The following is a 19,493-nucleotide window of genomic DNA, read 5'->3' as shown; positions in this document are numbered from 1 at the left end:
CAAGATTCTCCTTTTCAAAATGAACGAGTTCTGACTAGAATCCCCAACCATTTTCTTCAATGTAAAATTGATACTCTTCTAACTCATCTTCACTCAATTTCTTATTATTCTCATATACTTCTTTCCATTCAAAATAGTCTTCACTAAAATAAACAGCAAATTTTATTTTCACGTTTTTCTTCTCTGTATAATCATAACCAGTAAACTCTACTACATCATAATCTTTTTCTTTCTTCACAAACTTCCAAGTTGGATCATCTGTCATAATCTCTAAAGTAACACCTTCACTACTTGAACGAACAACATTTTTAATGTTCGGCTCAGTCGGTAAAAGGGACAATCCAAACATAGCTCCACCAAATACTATCGTCACTATAACTTGTAAACCAATCATGCCAGCAAAACTAGCGCCACCCTTTGATTGTAAGTAATACGCCTTCTCATGATCAGGCATATTTTCTCCCTTATGTAAAATACGGATAACATGCTTATAATATAATCGATTTCCTTGCCATCCAGTAAACAGCATCGTTCCAGCATATATGATAAAATCTATCCACATTGGTATATCAATAAAAGTAGCTATAATTAAAGTAGGTATCGCCAATAACGTAAGTATAATAAACAACTTATACATTTTACGATAAGCTAACCAAAAAGTTGGGAAGAAAAAGGCTACCCAATTCCACGTATTTCCTTGCGCTGGATTTTCTACTTTTCCCCATTTAAAGTCATAATAAGCTGTATTCTTTTTAACAACTTTATGTAAATCTTGCGTAGAAATTGTTTCTTGTAAAACAGTGTCCTTCACGTACATCATCCTTCTCTTATTTCTATATAACTTTATTGTATACACACAAAACAAAGGAATCTAACAAAAAAGACATATATTCCACAAAAATGAACGTAAATCGAATATATTCCGACAATTACCTGTTTCTTATTCCATTTTACTTTTAAATATATTAGAATACTTATGAATGATACGTTTAATACACTAAGTTAAACATTTTACATAGTCATAAAAAAAGATGTTCCAAAATCATTTTGGAACATCTTTTTTTACTATTTCAAACATATTCCCATTTACACAACTAATAAATAATCTACCATTCACTTCCTCAATTGATACAATAAAATCTATGTTGACTACATTTTTAGGCAGTTTCACTATATCTTTTACTTCACCACATTCAGCATCAAGTATTATTAATTCTAAATTTGAAGTAGCAATGTAAATTTCACCATCTCTATATAACAGAACTTCTACAATATCATGTAAAGTAGTATTGTTCCAAATCACTTTACCCGTTCGAATATGAATACCACAAATTCTGCCTTCTCCTAAAGACAATACCATCATCTCTCCAATAAGAAATGGAGGCAATTCAATTTCAGACGGCACATTTACTTCATATAATTTTTGACTATTCTTATGATCATAACATTGTATTTGTCTACTTATATCTTCATATCCGTACTCTGTTCTTGTTAATAGTATTTTTGATTCATCTGATGCAATGTGAGAATACCAGGCCTCATCAAGAGCTTTTTCAAAAATTAAGTTACACCCCTCTTTTCCGTATTCCCACTTTTGTAATACCTCCATTGCTACACATATAAAATGTTCATTAGTTAAAGTAACTGGTTCATTTGGATTGCACTCTTCAATTATTTGTTTCCACAGTATAGAAGCGTCTAATAATTGAATTACACTTACAGCGTTACTATATGCATCCAGTTCTCCATCTTCATCAAAAGGATTCCCTGCTAATACATAGTAATCTGGGCCAAGATGGCACTGCAATTTTTCTCCTCCGACTCGAACATTCTTTTCCCATACTTTTACTCCACTTTCAAGCTCTAATAAAACATTGTAGCCTTCCTGTGTAATAACTAATAGACGTGGTAACTCTTCCCTCGTAGCTTTTACTTCTTGTATGACATGCCCTTCTATTTCTAAATCCCATAGAAGCTCCCCACAACTTGACGAAATTACGGACAATTTCGTAATATTTTCTCCAAATCTATTTGCATGCCAAATAATTATGACACCATTCACAGTTATGCAATTACAATCTTCTACTAGTGGAATATGACACTGCCAAATCTCTTCTTTCGTTTCACTATCTAGTTTACGAATTTCGTGGTTATTTTCCTCCACATAAAAGATACTCTTCTCATCATGAGATAGTACCGGAATAAATATCGGTTCAACTTCTATCCCTTTTAAATACTTCCAGTTTAATTCATACTTACCACTTGTAGAATGATATGTTCGGTACATAATTGCGTTATTTCCATGTACAAGTTCAGAAAGAAATGGCTCAATTTCTAACATTCTATGATACGCATCTTTTATTCGAAAAGAATCAAATCCACTTATGTAAATCTGCTCTATCTCCTTTTTAAGAAACGAAAAGATTACTCGTAAAAATTGCTCTCTATCAACACTAGCTAACTTTTTTCCTCTCTGATTAATAATGAGAAAGTCCCCATCCTTCTTCTTAAACTCCACCTTTTTTTCATATTCATCTAAGAAAATTGTAGCATCATCATATTTAAACAATTCGACCCAAGCGTCAAACAACTGACAAATCGGGCCGATTATGTCTGTTTTTTCTTGCAACACAATACTCTCATCTATACTAATTACTATTTCTCCGGCATTTTCTGTCGGCAGTTTATTTAGTTCGATTTGAAACTTTTTCATTATTTCCTCCCTCTATTGCTCGTTATTCAAACTAACTATAATATATGACATAAGATTCTTAAAACTATTATTTGAGGTGATCCAATATGAAGACTACAATTTGGGCAGAAGATGATTATTTAAAACTAGCACCTATTAACGACGAACTAATCAAAAAAGCAGAAGAAGTACTGAACGTAAAGCTTCCAGAATCGTACATAAACCTTCTAAAAGAACAAAATGGAGGAACACTTCGCCTTGATGCTCACCCTACTTCAGAGCCGAATTCTTGGGCAGACGATCACGTTAATGTTTCTGGCTTATATGGCATTTCTTTTGATGAAAATGAATCTAGTATTTTAGAGAGCTGTTATTTAATTCAGGAATGGGAAATGCCTGAGAATCTCGTACTCTTATCTGGGGACGGACATACGTGGATCGCATTAGACTATCGAAATGTTGCTGAAAATCCTCCAGTTATATTTATCGATAATGAGGTGGAGCAAATTATTGAATTAGCACCTAACTTTGAAAGCTTCTTACAAAATTTAACTACGTACAATTATGACGAAGAGTAATTCTCTCTAAAGGAGTACGCAATAGTGCAAGATTTCATTATTAATTTACACACTGCTTTAAAACCACTTGGATTTAAGAAAAAAAGGAACACATTTTCCAAAGCTGAAAACGGATTTTATAAGCTCATTAACATACAAAAAAGCCAGTTTGGAGATGCTTTCTATATAAATATAGGAGTTCATCCTATCGGTCTCCCGCAGCTTATAACGAACCAATTACAAATAAAAGAAAACATCTCAATATTCGATTGCATTCTGCGAACAAGAATAGAGCCTATACATATGAAACAGAACCAGTTATTGCATAATGTTTCACATGAAACTATCGACATTCCGAATTACCTTTCTACTATTTTCGACTGGTTTCAAACGTGGGCGTCTTATGAAAATTTAGCAAAAACAAATATACACGCTATTACTCCGGTACTAGCTGTCGTTCCAATATTACAAGAAAAAGCCTTTCTGCTTCTTACTTGTTTTTCTTTCTACAACTTAAAACAGTACGAACAAGCTAACCGCTACTTACAGCAATATTTGTATTGTACTGTACATCTTAATACCGAGAAAAAAGAGCAAGTATTCTTTCGTGAAGTTGATATGTATATGAAAAAACTAGTAGAAGGTGCAATGTAATTTTACATTGCACCTTCTACTAGTGCTTTATATTCCTCTTGTAACTTTTTAAATCGATCTTCATACTTTTGTATCTTTACCGTATCCGTTTTAGAATTAAGGAGTGGTCTTCTTCTCCCAATCACCATTATATTTTTTCCTTCTATTGCACCGTTCATATATACGTATGGTTTAAAAAATTCACATTCCGTATATGGCAATGCTACAGATAACTTTGCATACTCTTCCACCTTAAATTGATTAGATAAACTTAACTCCCGTAAATTTTTTAATTGTATTAAAGGTTCTAACGAATCATCTTTAACCTTTAAGTTCATAAGAGTAAGTTTTTTTAAATGCTGTAATGCAGCGAGTGGTTCTAAAGTTTGTACTTTCATCGCTGTATTTATCCCACCGCCCATGTAAAAAGTATTGAGTTGCGGACACTTACTTAAAGCACTTAAATCGTCTAGCTTAGAAAAATCATCAATTAGTAAGGATTTGAGTTTTTTATTATACGTGATATCCCATAACGTCTTCGCTTTTGTATTCCAGCACATATACAACTGTTGTAAATCTGATAAATTCTGAAGGCAACTTAAATCCTCTACCCGCATTTCGTAAACATATAATATATCGGGACGAGCATACGAAAGAATATGTTCAAACTGTTTTTGATTTACTGCGAAAATCCATAATTTCTTAACGTTTAAAGATGCTAGTCGTTCTATATTTTTTGTTTTCCCCTCAATCGCTAATTCTTCTAAATTAGCAGTAACATTTTCCAAATCCTTTATAATCCTCGGCTGATCACCAATCGGGAACATTTTATCCTTCTCCTACAACTCCCAAATAATATTCATCTCTTCAAACGACGCTTTACTAACTTCTAAGCCTTCACTATCATCCGTTCCAATCATCGCTACTTCTTCTTTAGACAACATCATTTCCTCGTTTGGATTTTTAATTTTTCTCTCATACACGAGTTGTAAAAGCTCTATTTGCTCTTCTGTCAGCTCATATTCTTCTTCTAATCTTTCTATCGCGGATTGCTGATCAAATAGTGGGATTTCTAATAAAAATCCACCATGCTCTTCCATCTCTTCAAATGAATCAATTGAATATGCACCACTATCCTCAATCCAAAATGCTGTTGTAATGAAAGGAACGTTTTCCCCATCTACTTCTTCTAATACGTATTGAAGTGCTTCCTCTTTCGCAATTTCTAACACTTCCGAAGGTGCTCCTTCAAAATAATTCGCCGCATCAATCCACTCATCCATTCTTTCACTATTCAAATCTTGCAGACATACGATCGTATAATCCGGATAAAACGTAATTGTCCCTCTTCCACCCTGACCATCTTGCATATTATAGTTACATCCATCCCATGAACTTTCATGCGAGAAATCAGGAGCATGTGCTACAAAAATTGCATCTGCAATCGACTTTAAGATGCAACCTTTCCATAGTTGTTCTTTATTTATATGTAATTTATATTTACTCATCAACTTCCCCCATACACAAATTTTTTCTATTATCTTTCCTCTACATAATACTTGTAAAGTCTTTTTACAGTTGAAAATTTACTAATATAAAAAATGCATTATTTAATAAATGAATCCCCCATGGGACGAGTAAGTTATTTGTTTTCTTATACGTATAAGCTAAACATAAACCTATACCAAAAATATATAAAACACTTCCTACTGTAAGGGGATGACCTAAAGTAAATATAAAAGCACTTATAACGGCACTACTAAGTGTAGAGAAGCGCTGAGATAATTTCGTGAAAAATATCCCCCGAAATAAAAGCTCTTCCCAAATCGGTGCAAAAATCGTGAGTACAACTACGTATAAAATAATTTCACTTTTAGTTGGCTCTATTACTATATTAGTTTCATCCACACGAAGCCCATGTGGTAAAACTAAATTTAATACCGCAAGATATATAAGCAGTACAATCATCGTCATTACTATTGCTACATAATGTTTAAAATTGTTAAATTGCATTGATTTTACTAACTGTACACAGTAATTTCTTGCTGGTGCATATATTAAAATAATAGCAAGAAATGTTAAAGGCGGAATAAGATAATCTACATACCATGGATATAAGGAAGAGTCATATATAAGGTTCAAAAAATCAATACCATACATTACCCCAAAAATAATTATTATCATGCTAATTACTTCGCGCATACTCATTACTACATTCTTTTTTTCATATGTAGCTAATTCTGTATTCATCTTATCCCCTCCAGTATAATTAAACCTTTTAAACCATTATATACCATTTTTTAAAACGAAAACAGACGATACAATCTACTGCATCGTCTGTTTTCCCCCTACCATTTCTCTCTACACGTCTCAATTAAGTACAGTAAATACCTCTTCGTCATATCTGCCCTTCTCCACCTTGAAAGCATTCGCTTCTCTTTTGGATTCTGCCGTATTCTCGCTACTTCTTTTAATAAAAGCTCCCATTCTTCACCCGAACGTTCTAACAAGTATTGCAATCCTCTGTCTTTTGAAACGATTGTTTTATGATCCAGTGTATATAAAATACGACCCATCGTAACGACTGCTGATTCTACCCATTCTTCTACGAAAAATAAATATGGCTGCTTCGCTTTTTCACTCCAGTACTGTTCTACGTTGTATTTCATCGTATTTACTACATCATCCCAACTTATTTGAAACGAAAGATCTTCAGCTTCTTTCCCGGTAACTGTAATACCTTGATTTTTCAATGTCCACCATGTGACTGCATTAATATCCCAGTGACCTATATTCGCTTTACCATCTGCACAATACATGTACTCATCCATTTCATCATTGTATTTCCCTAAATCAGCAAGCGGAATATACATACCATCCATTCTCTTTCCTAACGTACTACCACTAAGTTTCTTATGAAGTTCAACAAGTTGCTGTTTTTCAGCTTCATTCACGGAATCACTTACTACCGTAACAAAATCAACATCGCTCGTTTCTGCATGAAATGCACCGAGTGCGATGGACCCGTAAATATATACGCCGACTATTTTTTCATCTAAAAAAATTTCTTTTAATTCTACTGTGTATCGTTCCATTAACTGTTGTACTTCCGTTGGTAACGCATGCTTCACTCCATTTTTCACAACTATCCCTCCAATAAAAAAAGTCTTTGCGAATTCGCAAAGACTTCCTGCTTTATAAATATTTCTCGATTTCTTCGTAAACATCCTTCAAACGAGGATTTCCTTCTCCAACAATTTCTCCATTTACAAGAACGACCGGATAAAATAGATCTTCTTCCACTACGCGCTCTGCGAATGCTTTCTTATCTTCATCTTCTTGTTCTTCTTGAAAATCGATATACTCGAAATTAAATTTATTTTCTTGTCCTTCATATTTACGACCAATCGCCGCTTGTAACCAATCAAACGTTTCTGTTGAAGATGGCATTCCAACGCAGCTCGCACAAATTACTTTCGTCCCATACACTTGCACATTAACCATTTCTTCTCCCCCACTTCTTGTTTCAACAGTATATTCAGATGTCTTAGTACATAAGCACATCATTTTACAAACTTATTTCATACCCCTATACTGAAAAAACACGTTGTAAACATGATAAAAAATTTCGACATTAAAACAAGAACAGAAAAAATAGATTTTCCCCTCTATCTTGATTATAATAAAACTGATGAAAGGAGTCGATAAAAATGGAAAACCCACATATGCAAGAACAAGTATTAGAAGTATTAGATAAATTACGTCCATTCTTACTTCGCGATGGCGGAGACGTTGAATTAGTAGACATTGAAGAAGGTATCGTAAAATTACGCCTTATGGGTGCATGCGGAAGCTGCCCAAGTTCTACAATCACACTAAAAGCTGGTATCGAACGCGCATTACTAGAAGAAGTACCAGGCGTTATTGAAGTAGAACAAGTATTTTAATCTAAAAGCGGAAGCGGCTCGTTCAGAACAGGAGGTCATTGGAGCTCCTGACGAAGAGGCGCTTTTTGCCTCACAGGAAGGCGCGAAATGGCCGACTGTTCTAGCCGCTGGAGCTGGATATAAATCTAAAAGCGGAAGCGGCTCGTTCAAAATGTGAGGGGGATGGAGCTTCTGACATAGAGGCGCTTTTTGCCTCGGCGGAAGAAGCGAAGCCACCGAACATTTTAGCCGCTGGAGCTAGATATGAATCTAAAAGCGGAAGCGGCTCGTTCAGAATTGCTTCCTAGAAAGAGACCCATTTGGGTCTCTTTTTTATTCAAACAAAACTTCCCCTTTAACATCATAAAACAAAATTGGAAATCCTTCTCAAAAAATGAGATAATTAATACTATAGAATCGTTCACACATATACAGAAAAAACATAGGGGGACGACACATGCCAAAAATGGGGAACACTTTTTTAACAATTCAAGAACTAGAAAAGAAAAAAGAGTATTTATTAGATCTTTCATCCGTTATACCAACATGGAATGCGAGCTACCAATTTTTATTTAAAGAAATCCAGCAAGAATTATTGAGTAAAGTAAATGAAAAAATCGAAAAACATCAATTCATTTTAAATATCTGTGCAGATCAACAGGTAGGGGCATAATGTATTACATACAATTGTGGTATATAAAAAAGAGACCTCACTCGGTCTCTTTTTTCATTTTAAGACAGCCAATCTAATTTCCTAATGCCTAACTTATCGACCGGTAAACGAAGTGAGCCATAAAAATGCTTCATAAATTGCTCTGAGCGGTTCACATCGTGTAAAATGGCTTCTAAGCGATCTCTATATATGCTTTTTTGTTCTTCGTTTCCTGTTTGGTAATATCGTTCGACTGTTTCGAAATAGTGAAGTGGGAACAGGAGCCTCGCAAATAATAAGCGCCAACCAAATGAGGATAGCGAATAATTTCGTTCGTAATCTGTAACAAATTGAGCGATTGTTTGCTCCCAGTCTTTCTTTTTTTCTATCATCATATAGCGGATTAACTCTGCCATATCTCGGGTTGGGTGATCATACACCCAATCGAAAGGAAGTTTGAGACGCTTCGTTTGATGCCATAATAAGGGTGTGAATCGTTCTTGGCAAATTGTTGCTGCATCAGTTAGTTGCGGCGTATCATCCATCTCTGTATCGACAACATATTGAATTGCATTTTCTGCAACTCCTAAGTAATACGGGAAGGATTCAATAAACAATTGATCGAATACGTCTGTAGGGTGGTTCATCACTTGTGATTGCCAAAACTTTTCTAATTGGTCGAGTCTTTTTTCCCATAACGCCTTCCATTCACCAATACGGCTTAATTGCTCGATCTCTTCTGGAAAGAAAGCACCTCGTTTATGGAATATAGAAAGCTCACTTCCTAATGATGTAGCATGTCGTTCTAATGCACGCATACCTTTTAATAAGCAGTAATTTTGTTCTTCTATCTCACTTACATAGTAGCCGTGTATAGTCGGAACGAAAGTCGCTACAGTTATATCCCCTTGCTGGTTCATATAGTCACTGAGCTTTTTCATCTCTACAAGTACTTCTTCCTCCATTTCTCCAATTGGAACAAGTACATAAATTTTGTTGCGAATCCAAAAGCTTTTATAGGGGCCAAGGGGGATTAATTCTTTAACATGCATGTGATAATGCTCATAAATATGATGAATCATCGCAGTCGCCACCTATGGTTTTTCTTTATATATATGAGCTTGTGCTCGCCTTTCATTCCTATGCACATGATAAAGCAACGAAACGTATACAAATACTAAAAAGAAAAAAAGGTGATAAACATGAAAGAATCAAATCAACTACAAGAAAGAGCATTACAACTATTACAAGAGCGCGGTGTAACAATTGACGATATTGCTGAGCTTGTTCATTTTCTCCAAAAAAAATATCATCCAAATTTAGAGATGTCAGAATGCCGTTATAACGTTGAGCGTGTATTATCAAAACGTGAAGTACAAAATGCACTAATTACAGGTATCGAACTCGATGTTCTTGCTGAAAAAGGAATGTTAAGTGAGCCATTACAAGATATCGTAAAACGTGATGAAGGCTTATACGGAATTGATGAAGTAATCGCACTTTCTATCGTTAATGTGTACGGCTCTATCGGTTTCACGAACTTTGGATATATCGATAAATTAAAACCTGGTATTTTAGAATACTTAAATGATAAATCATCTGGAAAGGTGCATACATTCCTTGATGATATCGTTGGCGGAATTGCTGCCGCTGCTTCAAGCCGCTTAGCGCACAGAGCTGAGCATTCGGAATAATAAAACATGAAAGACCGTCAGTTTCATACTGACGGTCTTTCGTATTCCATGAGCATAAATTCTCTTCCGCGACTCAGAAAAATAGGACCTTGCTGAAAACCTATATTTTTATATAGCGTAATTGCTCTTGTATTAAATGTCGCTACACTAAGTCGAAATGTCTTCGGCTTATATTCTTTCGCTGCAAAGGCTATCCCAGCTTGAAAAAACATTTTCCCCAGCCCTTTCCCTGTTAACGCTGGCTTCATGCCAAGTCCGATATCAATTACATCTTCTCCACCATATAAATGAGCATCTCTTCCCCCTGGCACTTGTGCATTTTCCCCAAAACAAAAATAGCCGATAAACTCTCCCTTATCGTCACAGCAACCATAATACGTCCCATCTAATAATTCTTCTATTACTTCCTCCTCGCCTGAAAAATCATACAAATTATAAGGTTCTTCGTACGTCCACGTATTTATCTCATTCGCTTCTGCTACCGTTAACTTATGTATATCCATCCTTCTCTCCCCTAATCAAATATTCTATATATACTCATTCATTTTTCGCGCCTCATTTCCCTCTAATTGTAATATGCATAATTGCATACGCACACCTATGAAACAAATGGTACAATTTTATTTGAATCGCTGTTGCTACACTTCTTGATCAAAGAAAAGGCGTTAAAACGGATATTAGCGCCTTATCAAACTCAAGCAATTGGCACATTTTGTCATCATGAAAGACACTCAAAAGAGTGTCTTTTTTTTTATATCTCACGAGGACTTACTCATTTCAAAATATAAACACATAAAATAATGTAATTCTTTACACCCATGAATCTCTTTCTAAAAATTGTGAAGTAGACTCAAAATAAAAAAGCACTCTTGGCTAGAGTGCTTTTTACTTTCAAACAAGGAGGTTACATAATATGGATAGTACTCTCGTATTTAACTTCGGCATTGGTATTGTCATCATTTTATTTGTTTTCTTTGTTCTTTGTATGAGCGGAGTATAGTAATTTTTTATGCCGATAACTCCTTTAAAGTGTCACTTAATTTAAACTTTCTTAATTGTAAGGAAGCAATCAGTGCTGCCCCTGCTCCAAGCATCACGCTAGCTAGAGCCAGTATGACAACTTGATTATACGGAATGATAATAACCGTTAACTCTAAGCTTGATAACACGATATAGCTAAACAGAATCCCACCAAAAATGCCGATACAACCAGCTATCGCTCCAAGTAAAGTTCCCTCTAATAAAACAATCCTTCTCATTTGCTTCGGGATAGCCCCTACCGCACGAATCATACTAATTTCAGCCCGTCTTTCATGCAAACTTGCGACTATCGCATTCATTAATCCTATGCCAGAAATAATGAAAACAATTACAACTAACAAGCGAATTAACATCATCATTTGCGATAATAACTGTTCTTGTTCTTTCAATAAATCATAACTGTTTATAACTTCTACATTCTCTTTATTATTTGTAATTTCTTTTACTTGCTTCTTAATCGCTTCAAATGATTGATTAGAATTAGTCATAATTTGAATTGCTTCATATCCTTGTACGTGAAACTTATCACGAGCCCATTGTTCATTTACAAAAATATCTACCCCTCTTAACCTTAATCCTTGCTCAATAATTGAAACGACTTTAATTGTTTGTTTTTCTTTCCCCTTTCCTTGTACTTCAATCGTATCATGCAACTGAAGTCCTAAATTTTTAGCGACTTCCTTCGTAACGACTCCCTCACCATCTTGTAATGGCTTATTTAAAGCTTGTCCTGCAATCACTTTCGCCTTTGTTACTTTCTGGTACGCTACAATATCATTACCGACAACTTCCATTGAATCAGAGTTCAAATTGTTTTTTTTCATAAATTCATACCACTCTTGATTCGCTTTTTTAAAGTCATAATTCACAAGCTTTGCTGTAAAGTCAGTAGCATTCCCAACACTCGATTCCACACCATTAATTTTTCTAACCTTCTCCATCCAACTAAACGGTAATATTTCTATTCCTTGCGACTCTACTGGAATTCTTATTACTAAGTCCGCTGGTAAATGTTTTTGTAATCCTTTTTTCATACCTTCATACATAGAATTTACATACATCGTTCCAACAAGCGCTAACATAAAACCAAATGCTAATATAGCAACCGACACAGCTGCCTTATTCCGATAACGAATTACATTCCGGCTACTAATCGTCGTTTCAATTCTTAATATCATTTGAAACGGTTTTGCAATCACTGGTGCTATCACGCGAATAAATAGCGGAATCGCAAATAACAAACCAACTGCAAATAAAAGCGCTCCTATCGCACTTGGATTAAAACCGATATACTGTTCTAATATGCTACCCGTGAGTCCAATAACGGTACCAATGATTAAAATGCTAAGGCTAACAACACTCCATCTCTTTTCTTTTTTCTCATTACTAGGAAGACCTGGCCGAAGTGCTTGAACTGGTGGAATCTTTCTAACCATGAAAGCTGGTATAATGGCCCCTATGATAGACATAACAATTCCTAATAAAAAAGTAATGAGTAAAATCTCACCTGAAATCGAGAATGATGCTTCCCCTGCCCCCTCAATATTTACCCATTTGTTAATGAATGATGCCGCAATTGTTTGTGTACCTGCCCCAAGAATAACCCCTGCTAGCGACCCAATTGCTCCGATACATAAAGCTTCTAATAAAACGACTAATATAATTTGATTGGGGTTACTACCGAGCGCACGTAATAATGCCCACTGCTTAAATCGACTTCTGACAGATAAGAAGAAACTTCCCATTATTAAAAGAGCTACAACAAATAAAGCAATACCACCTAAACTAAAAATTAACGGCTTCATTACATTTAATCGTTCAAATGCCTTATCAACATAAGTACGTTGATCCACCTTTATATTTTCTATCTTCTTATTTACGTCAAGAGCAATTGCTCTCTTCACATTTACATCGGTTGTTTTCACTTGAACGAGATTGAATTGATTTGGTAGGTTTAATTCTTTTTGAAGCCAATGAATTGGAAAGTAAGCACCATGCCCCATTGCCGCCATTAACGGCGGATTTAAAATCCCAACAACTTTCACAGTCTTTTCTCCATGCTGCGGGAATGGCAACTTAATCGAATCTCCTATCCGTATATTTTCACGATCTGTATACCCTTTTGTCAGTGCTACTTCAGCCCCTTCTTTCGGATATCGACCTTCTACTATTTTATAAGAATGCATTTCTGGAGAATCTTGCTCAACACCCCAATAGGATGGTTTTCCCGATAATTCTTTATAATTTGGAAAAGGATATGGTATAAGTACTTTTGATATTTTCTCAGCATTTTCTAAGCCATCTATTCCTTTTAAACTTTCATTATTTAAATACATATCATTTTTTATATAACCAAATTGCAAATTATAATCTCCATACCGACTTACGACTTGTTCCTTCACACTTTTCTCTACTGATTGATTTCCTAGTAATAACATCGTCGCTAACATGACACCTAAAGCTGCACCGAGGGCAATCAACATATTTCGCAACCAATTTTGTTTCATCGATTTTACTGCATATTTAATTACCCATCGCATCACCTTTACCTCCTACTTTAAAGTGACGATTCATAATCTCTTGAATGTGAGTAACTTGTTGCGGGATATTTCGAAATTTCCATCCTTTACTTTCAGCATGTTCATGAATCACTTCCCCATCTAATAAGAAAACGACTTTATCGGCATGAGCCGCTACGAATGGATCATGTGTTACAATGACAGCTGTTTGTCCTAACTCATCACATGCATTGCGGAGTGCTGCGATTATATTTTTGCTATTTTCTGAATCTAAAGCCCCTGTTGGTTCATCTGCTAATATAATAGCCGGTTCATTTGCAAAAGCTCTTGCTATCGCTACCCTTTGCTGTTGTCCACCTGATAACTGTGCTGGTAAATGCTTTTCTTTTCCCTTTAGCCCAACGAGATCTAATAAACGGTTAGCTGTCACTGTTGCCTTCTTTTGCGAGACATTGTCTAACAGCAACGGCAACCCCACATTCTCCTCTGCACTAAAAACTGGTATCAAATTAAACTGCTGAAAAATAAAACCGATTTTATGCCTTCTAAATAAAGCGAGCTCTTTTTCTTTTAATGTTGAAATCTCTGTACCATCAACTCGAATACTACCTACCGACGGAATATCTAATCCACCTAACAACTGAAGTAACGTCGTTTTGCCCGATCCACTTGCCCCCATAATACAAACAAAATCTCCTTTTTGAATTTGAAGATTAATTCCTTTTAATATTTTGACTTTACTATCCCCAATATCAAACGATTTTTCTAACCTCTCCATTTCAATAATATTCATCCCTATATCCCCTTCTCTCTCAATTTATCAATCTATATATTCTATTCAAAAATGCAAAATCCCTACTATTTTGTATTTTTTTGTCACATACTAACATTTCTCATGTCTGAAAAATTGACTCTCGTCAAAAAAGTAACCATACTAGTTACACGAATACAAAAAACTATTCACATATCCACAAATAGGAGGAAGAGCAATGAAACATGTAATCGTTTATGCACACCCAAATACAGAGAGCTTCAACCATGCGATTTTAGAAACGGTAAAAAGTGAATTAGAAGAAAAAGGTCATGAAGTACGCGTTCGCGATCTATACGAATTAAACTTCAATCCAGTATTAGGCGCTTCCGATTTCATCTCATTTTCTCAAGGAAACACACCAGAAGATATTAAAGAAGAGCAAGAGCATATCTCTTGGGCTGATAGTATTACATTCATTTATCCAGTTTGGTGGGCGGGACTTCCTGCTATTTTAAAAGGATACGTTGACCGTGTATTTAGCCATGGCTTCGCTTATGCTTACGGAGAAAACGGCATTGAAAAGTTATTAAGCGGTAAAAAAGGATTGTTATTATCTACAATGGGAAATACGAAAGAGGCATACCTAGCCGGCGGTATGTTTGAAGCAATGAAGAAAACAGCAGATGTTGGTATCTTTGAATTTACAGGCATTGAAACAATTGAGCATACATTCTATACAAGTGTTCCTTCTGTGGATGATAGTGTGCGTAAGCAATATCTTGAAGAAGTGAAAAATGTTGTGAATCGTGCATTTTAACAAAAAAACTCCGGTTGTTAAAACCGGAGCTTTTTATTTCATCATTAATTTCGGAATATATCTTTGAAGAATGCTTTCTAATTCATTCATATCTTCCTGTCTAATAAGTAAATTCACATTGTCATTCATTTTTTCTCGCCCGCGATATAAAAATATATTTTCTTTTGGATTTTCCCATGTTAATGTTTTATAGCCTTTTAACTCTTCGTATGAATAAAAGTTTAATCCATCTACTACACCTTTTTCATATATTTGTACACTTTTAATAAGATGGATAGCTATTAAAGTCATAAAACAACTTGCTACAGCATGAATACCTAGCTGAATGAGAAACTGTTCAACTGTATCGATATCGCCACTTACGTACTGAGCATATATATACATACATTGTCCAATGAAATATGCTGGTCCAAGTAATGCAATCCAACGTCTTTTCACCCGAGGATACATTGCAATGAGTTTTCCTGCACTTTTTTTCATTTCATTTATTTTATATATCTTCCATAGAACAAAAAACAAAACACATAATGTAAAAACAAACATAATACATGACATCCAATACACTCTAATTCCCTCCCTTCAATATCACTACATATAAATTTTACATTTTGCATAACAACAGCGAATATGCAATTATGCATAAAAAAAACAGGTAACCTATTCCGGTTACCTGCATTTCATTACATTTTCTCAATCCACTCCGTCAAGTTATGCACAACTTGCGTTGGTTGTATTTCATATTCTGTTAACTTCTCCACAGTTGTGACTCCAGTGTGGACAAGAAGCGTATGCATACCAGCATTTACTCCCGCTAAAATGTCTGTATCGTAGTTATCCCCAACCATTAATGCTTCATCTTTTCCTATCCCAAGCACTTTTAAAGCTTGTTCCATAATGATTGATTCTGGTTTTCCGATAAAGATTGGATCCACACCTGTTGATACGGCTACAACTGACGTTAATGAACCGTTACCTGGTAATAATCCGCGCTCAGTCGGAATAGCAATGTCTCCATTTGTAGAAATAAACGTTGCACCGTTACGTACAGCGAGACAAGCTTTTGCTAATTTTTCATATGTGATGTCACGATCTAAACCAACAACAACGAAATCAGGATTTTCATCCACAAGTTCAAAGCCTTTTTCCACAAGTGCGTCATGTAAGCCTTCTTCACCAATCATATATACAGTTGCGTCTTGTTTACGTTCATAAATAAAGTTTGCAGTCGCCATACTCGTTGTGAATACTCGCTCTGCTTTCGCTGGAATATCGAAACGAACAAGTTTTTCTGCCACCTGTTCTGGTTTACGCGTTGAGTTATTCGTAACGAATAAATAAGGAATGCCGCGCTCTCCTAATGCTTTTACGAAGTCGCTCGCTTCTTCAATTTGTTCTTCTCCGCGATACATTGTACCGTCTAAGTCAATTAAGTAACCTTTATACATCGATTATGTCTCTCCTTCTATGCTAACGTTCTCACCTTATCATACCACTCTTATATTACCCGCTTTTCCAAAAGAAAAAAACGCTTTACCTTAAAGCGCCCCATAACGTTCATTTTTTCTCTTTTACTTGGTAAGAACAACTACAATCGCCCTCGCACATGTTTGCTAGCGTCTTTACATCTGCTCCTGCAAATAAACGCTTATACATTTCTTTTTCATCTTCACATACTTGCGGGAATCTCTCTGCAATTTCCTTTAACGGACAGTTTTGTTTTTCAATTACAAAAGAGTTCTCTCCGTCTCTCTTAATTTGAACCATATAACCATTTTTCTCTTGCATAGCTGCTATCTCTTGCACTTTATATGCTAAATTCTTTTGATTACTCACTCGCTTTTGCAACTGTTCTTCCATTCGCTTCGTTCTCTCTTTTAAAACGTAACGAAGTATTTTTTCATCACCCATTCGAGCTAAATCTTCTAGCATATCAATCGCAAATTGCTTATACTCCTTCGGGAATGTATCTTCTCCCTTTTCGCTTAATCCATACAAATAAGTTGGTCTTCCGACATGTTGCCTTACCATCTTAGAATAGATTAAACCATCTTTCTCGAGATTACTTAAATGTCTTCGGATTGCCATTTCTGTAATCTCTAAAACATCAGCTAGTTCCGCTACCGTGTGCTCTCCCTTTACTTTCAACAATTGCACAATTTCATCTTTCGTCGTACGTGCTTCCCCCATGCTTCAACCTTCTCCCTTTTCTTTCTCACATACAATATAAGATCCCCAAAAAGGTACCTTGGGGATCTTATAAGCATAATTATTCTGGTACAAATGCAGATACAGGCCCTAATTCCTTTTCTAAATAACTGCGAATATTTGCTGGGTATTTCTCTACCACTGCAATATGTTTTTGAATCGTCTTATATAATTCATCATGATTCATTTGAATATAATCTTGCGTAAGCATTTTTCGAAGAAGGATAATTTCTTTCATTCCTTGTCCATCTTCTGCACTTATCACTCGCTCGTCCATTAAAATATCAATAATATCTTCATAGCTTCCTGGATCGCGCATAATAAATCCATCAATCATCGCATTCCCTACATCTAATACACAATCAATAATTAGATGAGCTATACGTTCTAATGCGTAAAATTCAAACTCGGTTTCATATATCTTTTTCTCTTGAAATGTACTTGTTGCTCGTTCTAAACATACTAGCATTTGTTCTATTTTCTTTCTGTCTACAAAATACATGAATGTCACCTACCTGGAAATTAAAGCATTTACATTTTAATTGTAACGCTTTCTTCTGAAAAAATCGACAATTTTTCGAATTCACCTTTTCTCCGTTATTTGTTATAGTTATATTTGTATGATTTTTGAAATTGGAGGAATGGAATCTTGGAACGTGAACTCGCACTAGAAATTGTCCGTGTAACAGAAGCAGCAGCATTAGCATCCGCACAGTGGATGGGCCGCGGAAAGAAGAATGAAGCAGATGATGCAGCAACTACAGCAATGCGTGATATGTTCGATTCAGTAAACATGGCAGGTACAGTTGTAATTGGTGAAGGAGAACTTGATGAAGCACCGATGTTATATATTGGTGAAGAACTAGGAACAGGTAACGGTCCAGAAGTAGATATCGCCGTTGATCCATTAGAAGGTACAAACATCGTTGCAAAAGGTCTTGCAAATGCAATGGCAGTTATCGCAATTGCAGATAAAGGAAACCTTCTTCATGCTCCTGATATGTACATGGAAAAAATCGCGGTTGGTCCAAAAGCAGCTGGTAAAATTAGCTTAGATGATCCAATTGAAAAAACAATTGAAATTGTAGCAGAAGCTAACAATAAAAAGATTCGTGACCTAACGGTTATCGTTCAAGAACGTGAACGTCATCAAGATATTATTGATCGTGTTCGTGCTAAAGGTGCACGCGTAAAATTATTTGGTGATGGTGATGTTGGTGCGTCAATCGCAACAGCACTACCTGGAACGGGTATCGACTTATTCGTAGGTATTGGCGGAGCTCCAGAAGGCGTTATTTCTGCAGCAGCATTAAAATGCCTTGAAGGTGAAATGCAAGCTCGCTTAGTTCCAATGAACGAAGAAGAAGAAGCTCGTTGTCGTGAAATGGGATTAGAAGACCCTCGTCAACTTCTTATGTTAGACGATTTAGTATCTGGTGATGATGCAATCTTCTCAGCAACTGGTGTATCTGCTGGTGAGTTATTAGATGGCGTGAAATTCCTAGGCGGAGATTTAGCTGAAACATACTCTATCGTAATGCGTTACAAAACAAGAACAGTACGATTCATTAAAACGCATCACCATTTAGATCATAAGCCACACTTAAACTTAGATATTTAATAAAGGAGCCATGTGTATGGAAGAACGTTTCTTTCTGTACGACGATACTGTCGCTACAAAAACGCGTTTCGTTAGCTTTATGGGAGAAAATGAGCGTCATGATTTAGCGCTTTTATACTCTGATCGTCATTACGGTAAAACAATTGTCCTTGATATGCAAAGTAATAAATTTGCAATCATCGGTCCTGACGATTTAAACGAACCAGGCTACTTAGAGCACGCATTTTCTATGACTGAAGAAATTGCAGAAGAACTACGCTCATTTTTATTTGAACTTATATAATTTATCTTAGGCACCAGCTTTTTTAGCTGGTGTTTTTTTCACTATAAGAGTTTAGAATTTTCAATCTTTTGTGTTATAATTAAGAATAAATCTATTTGG

The 19,493-nt window shown here is 35.6% G+C and carries 23 protein-coding genes; 8 read left to right on the top strand and 15 right to left on the bottom strand.

The features are described 5' to 3' along the window. Positions 1 to 34 precede the first annotated feature (34 nt). Both VF726_RS29260 and VF726_RS29255 read right to left on the bottom strand, forming a co-directional pair. Positions 35 to 817 carry a DUF2628 domain-containing protein gene (locus tag VF726_RS29260; protein WP_440173762.1) on the bottom strand — a complete coding sequence of 261 codons (783 nt, stop codon included), beginning with the start codon at positions 815 to 817 and terminating at the stop codon, positions 35 to 37. A 225-nt stretch (positions 818 to 1,042) separates the two neighbouring features. Beyond that, positions 1,043 to 2,713 (bottom strand): outer membrane protein assembly factor BamB family protein, encoded by a 1,671-nt coding sequence (locus VF726_RS29255; RefSeq protein WP_440173761.1) that lies wholly within the window; start codon positions 2,711 to 2,713, stop codon positions 1,043 to 1,045. Positions 2,714 to 2,799: 86 nt separating this feature from the next. Between VF726_RS29255 and VF726_RS29250 the strand changes: the two genes are divergently transcribed. Beyond that, the gene (locus tag VF726_RS29250) at positions 2,800 to 3,270 is read left to right on the top strand and encodes an SMI1/KNR4 family protein (RefSeq protein ID WP_440173759.1); all 471 of its coding nucleotides are present in this window, start codon (positions 2,800 to 2,802) and stop codon (positions 3,268 to 3,270) included. A 24-nt stretch (positions 3,271 to 3,294) separates the two neighbouring features. After that, positions 3,295 to 3,903 (top strand): DUF4304 domain-containing protein, encoded by a 609-nt coding sequence (locus VF726_RS29245; RefSeq protein ID WP_440173758.1) that lies wholly within the window; start codon positions 3,295 to 3,297, stop codon positions 3,901 to 3,903. Between the two features lie 2 nt (positions 3,904 to 3,905). Here the strand turns inward: VF726_RS29245 and VF726_RS29240 are convergent, their stop codons facing one another. The 5 genes from VF726_RS29240 to VF726_RS29220 form a co-directional block, all read right to left on the bottom strand. Further along, entirely contained in the window at positions 3,906 to 4,709 is an 804-nt protein-coding gene (locus VF726_RS29240; protein ID WP_440173756.1) for a leucine-rich repeat domain-containing protein, read from the bottom strand. A gap of 12 nt (positions 4,710 to 4,721) precedes the next feature. After that, on the bottom strand, positions 4,722 to 5,390 hold the full coding sequence (locus VF726_RS29235) for a hypothetical protein (RefSeq protein WP_440173755.1): 669 nt from the start codon (positions 5,388 to 5,390) through the stop codon (positions 4,722 to 4,724). 64 nt (positions 5,391 to 5,454) lie between these two features. After that, the gene (locus VF726_RS29230) at positions 5,455 to 6,132 is read right to left on the bottom strand and encodes a lysostaphin resistance A-like protein (protein WP_440173754.1); all 678 of its coding nucleotides are present in this window, start codon (positions 6,130 to 6,132) and stop codon (positions 5,455 to 5,457) included. Positions 6,133 to 6,230: 98 nt separating this feature from the next. Then, positions 6,231 to 7,109 (bottom strand): nucleotidyltransferase domain-containing protein, encoded by an 879-nt coding sequence (locus VF726_RS29225; protein ID WP_440173753.1) that lies wholly within the window; start codon positions 7,107 to 7,109, stop codon positions 6,231 to 6,233. After that, on the bottom strand, positions 7,078 to 7,386 hold the full coding sequence (locus tag VF726_RS29220) for a YuzD family protein (protein ID WP_426831345.1): 309 nt from the start codon (positions 7,384 to 7,386) through the stop codon (positions 7,078 to 7,080). Before VF726_RS29220 ends, VF726_RS29225 begins: the two co-directional genes overlap by 32 nt. 206 nt (positions 7,387 to 7,592) lie before the next feature. Here VF726_RS29220 and VF726_RS29215 point away from each other — a divergent pair, with 206 nt between their 5' ends. Then, on the top strand, positions 7,593 to 7,829 hold the full coding sequence (locus VF726_RS29215; RefSeq protein ID WP_000431159.1) for a NifU family protein: 237 nt from the start codon (positions 7,593 to 7,595) through the stop codon (positions 7,827 to 7,829). 436 nt (positions 7,830 to 8,265) lie between these two features. Beyond that, the gene (locus tag VF726_RS29210; RefSeq protein ID WP_001125487.1) at positions 8,266 to 8,481 is read left to right on the top strand and encodes a hypothetical protein; all 216 of its coding nucleotides are present in this window, start codon (positions 8,266 to 8,268) and stop codon (positions 8,479 to 8,481) included. A gap of 59 nt (positions 8,482 to 8,540) precedes the next feature. Here the strand turns inward: VF726_RS29210 and yutH are convergent, their stop codons facing one another. Further along, complete coding sequence (gene yutH / locus VF726_RS29205; protein WP_440173751.1) at positions 8,541 to 9,542, bottom strand: spore coat putative kinase YutH; 1,002 nt, start codon at positions 9,540 to 9,542, stop codon at positions 8,541 to 8,543. A gap of 120 nt (positions 9,543 to 9,662) precedes the next feature. Here yutH and VF726_RS29200 point away from each other — a divergent pair, with 120 nt between their 5' ends. Beyond that, entirely contained in the window at positions 9,663 to 10,154 is a 492-nt protein-coding gene (locus VF726_RS29200; protein ID WP_087959426.1) for a phosphatidylglycerophosphatase A family protein, read from the top strand. A gap of 23 nt (positions 10,155 to 10,177) precedes the next feature. Here the strand turns inward: VF726_RS29200 and VF726_RS29195 are convergent, their stop codons facing one another. The 3 genes from VF726_RS29195 to VF726_RS29185 all read right to left on the bottom strand — a co-directional run bounded on the left by VF726_RS29195 (position 10,178) and on the right by VF726_RS29185 (position 14,507). After that, positions 10,178 to 10,657, bottom strand: coding sequence for a GNAT family N-acetyltransferase (locus tag VF726_RS29195; protein ID WP_440173749.1), 480 nt, complete (start codon positions 10,655 to 10,657; stop codon positions 10,178 to 10,180). A 504-nt stretch (positions 10,658 to 11,161) separates the two neighbouring features. After that, positions 11,162 to 13,735, bottom strand: a complete 2,574-nt coding sequence (locus tag VF726_RS29190) for an FtsX-like permease family protein (RefSeq protein ID WP_440173747.1) — start codon at positions 13,733 to 13,735, stop codon at positions 11,162 to 11,164. Next, positions 13,719 to 14,507, bottom strand: coding sequence for an ABC transporter ATP-binding protein (locus tag VF726_RS29185; protein WP_098662892.1), 789 nt, complete (start codon positions 14,505 to 14,507; stop codon positions 13,719 to 13,721). Before VF726_RS29185 ends, VF726_RS29190 begins: the two co-directional genes overlap by 17 nt. A 196-nt stretch (positions 14,508 to 14,703) precedes the next feature. On the opposite strand from VF726_RS29185, the gene VF726_RS29180 reads away from it, so the two are divergent. Continuing rightward, complete coding sequence (locus tag VF726_RS29180) at positions 14,704 to 15,285, top strand: NAD(P)H-dependent oxidoreductase (protein WP_440173746.1); 582 nt, start codon at positions 14,704 to 14,706, stop codon at positions 15,283 to 15,285. A 33-nt stretch (positions 15,286 to 15,318) separates the two neighbouring features. Here the strand turns inward: VF726_RS29180 and VF726_RS29175 are convergent, their stop codons facing one another. The 4 genes from VF726_RS29175 to VF726_RS29160 form a co-directional block, all read right to left on the bottom strand. Continuing rightward, positions 15,319 to 15,849, bottom strand: coding sequence for an iron ABC transporter substrate-binding protein (locus tag VF726_RS29175; RefSeq protein WP_440173744.1), 531 nt, complete (start codon positions 15,847 to 15,849; stop codon positions 15,319 to 15,321). Between the two features lie 116 nt (positions 15,850 to 15,965). After that, positions 15,966 to 16,730, bottom strand: coding sequence for a TIGR01457 family HAD-type hydrolase (locus tag VF726_RS29170; protein ID WP_440173742.1), 765 nt, complete (start codon positions 16,728 to 16,730; stop codon positions 15,966 to 15,968). Between the two features lie 109 nt (positions 16,731 to 16,839). Then, positions 16,840 to 17,472 (bottom strand): helix-turn-helix transcriptional regulator, encoded by a 633-nt coding sequence (locus VF726_RS29165; protein WP_000503346.1) that lies wholly within the window; start codon positions 17,470 to 17,472, stop codon positions 16,840 to 16,842. Positions 17,473 to 17,551: 79 nt separating this feature from the next. Further along, positions 17,552 to 17,992 carry a DUF86 domain-containing protein gene (locus tag VF726_RS29160; RefSeq protein WP_000274001.1) on the bottom strand — a complete coding sequence of 147 codons (441 nt, stop codon included), beginning with the start codon at positions 17,990 to 17,992 and terminating at the stop codon, positions 17,552 to 17,554. A 147-nt stretch (positions 17,993 to 18,139) separates the two neighbouring features. Between VF726_RS29160 and glpX the strand changes: the two genes are divergently transcribed. Continuing rightward, positions 18,140 to 19,111, top strand: coding sequence for a class II fructose-bisphosphatase (gene glpX, locus VF726_RS29155; RefSeq protein WP_000439090.1), 972 nt, complete (start codon positions 18,140 to 18,142; stop codon positions 19,109 to 19,111). A gap of 16 nt (positions 19,112 to 19,127) precedes the next feature. Continuing rightward, positions 19,128 to 19,394 (top strand): DUF3055 domain-containing protein, encoded by a 267-nt coding sequence (locus VF726_RS29150; protein ID WP_000392613.1) that lies wholly within the window; start codon positions 19,128 to 19,130, stop codon positions 19,392 to 19,394. Positions 19,395 to 19,493: the final 99 nt, after the last annotated feature.

It is taken from the genome of Bacillus sp. Brlt_9 (assembly GCF_051948935.1).
Classification (GTDB): domain Bacteria; phylum Bacillota; class Bacilli; order Bacillales; family Bacillaceae_G; genus Bacillus_A.
This window is presented reverse-complemented; position numbering and strand designations above follow the sequence as displayed.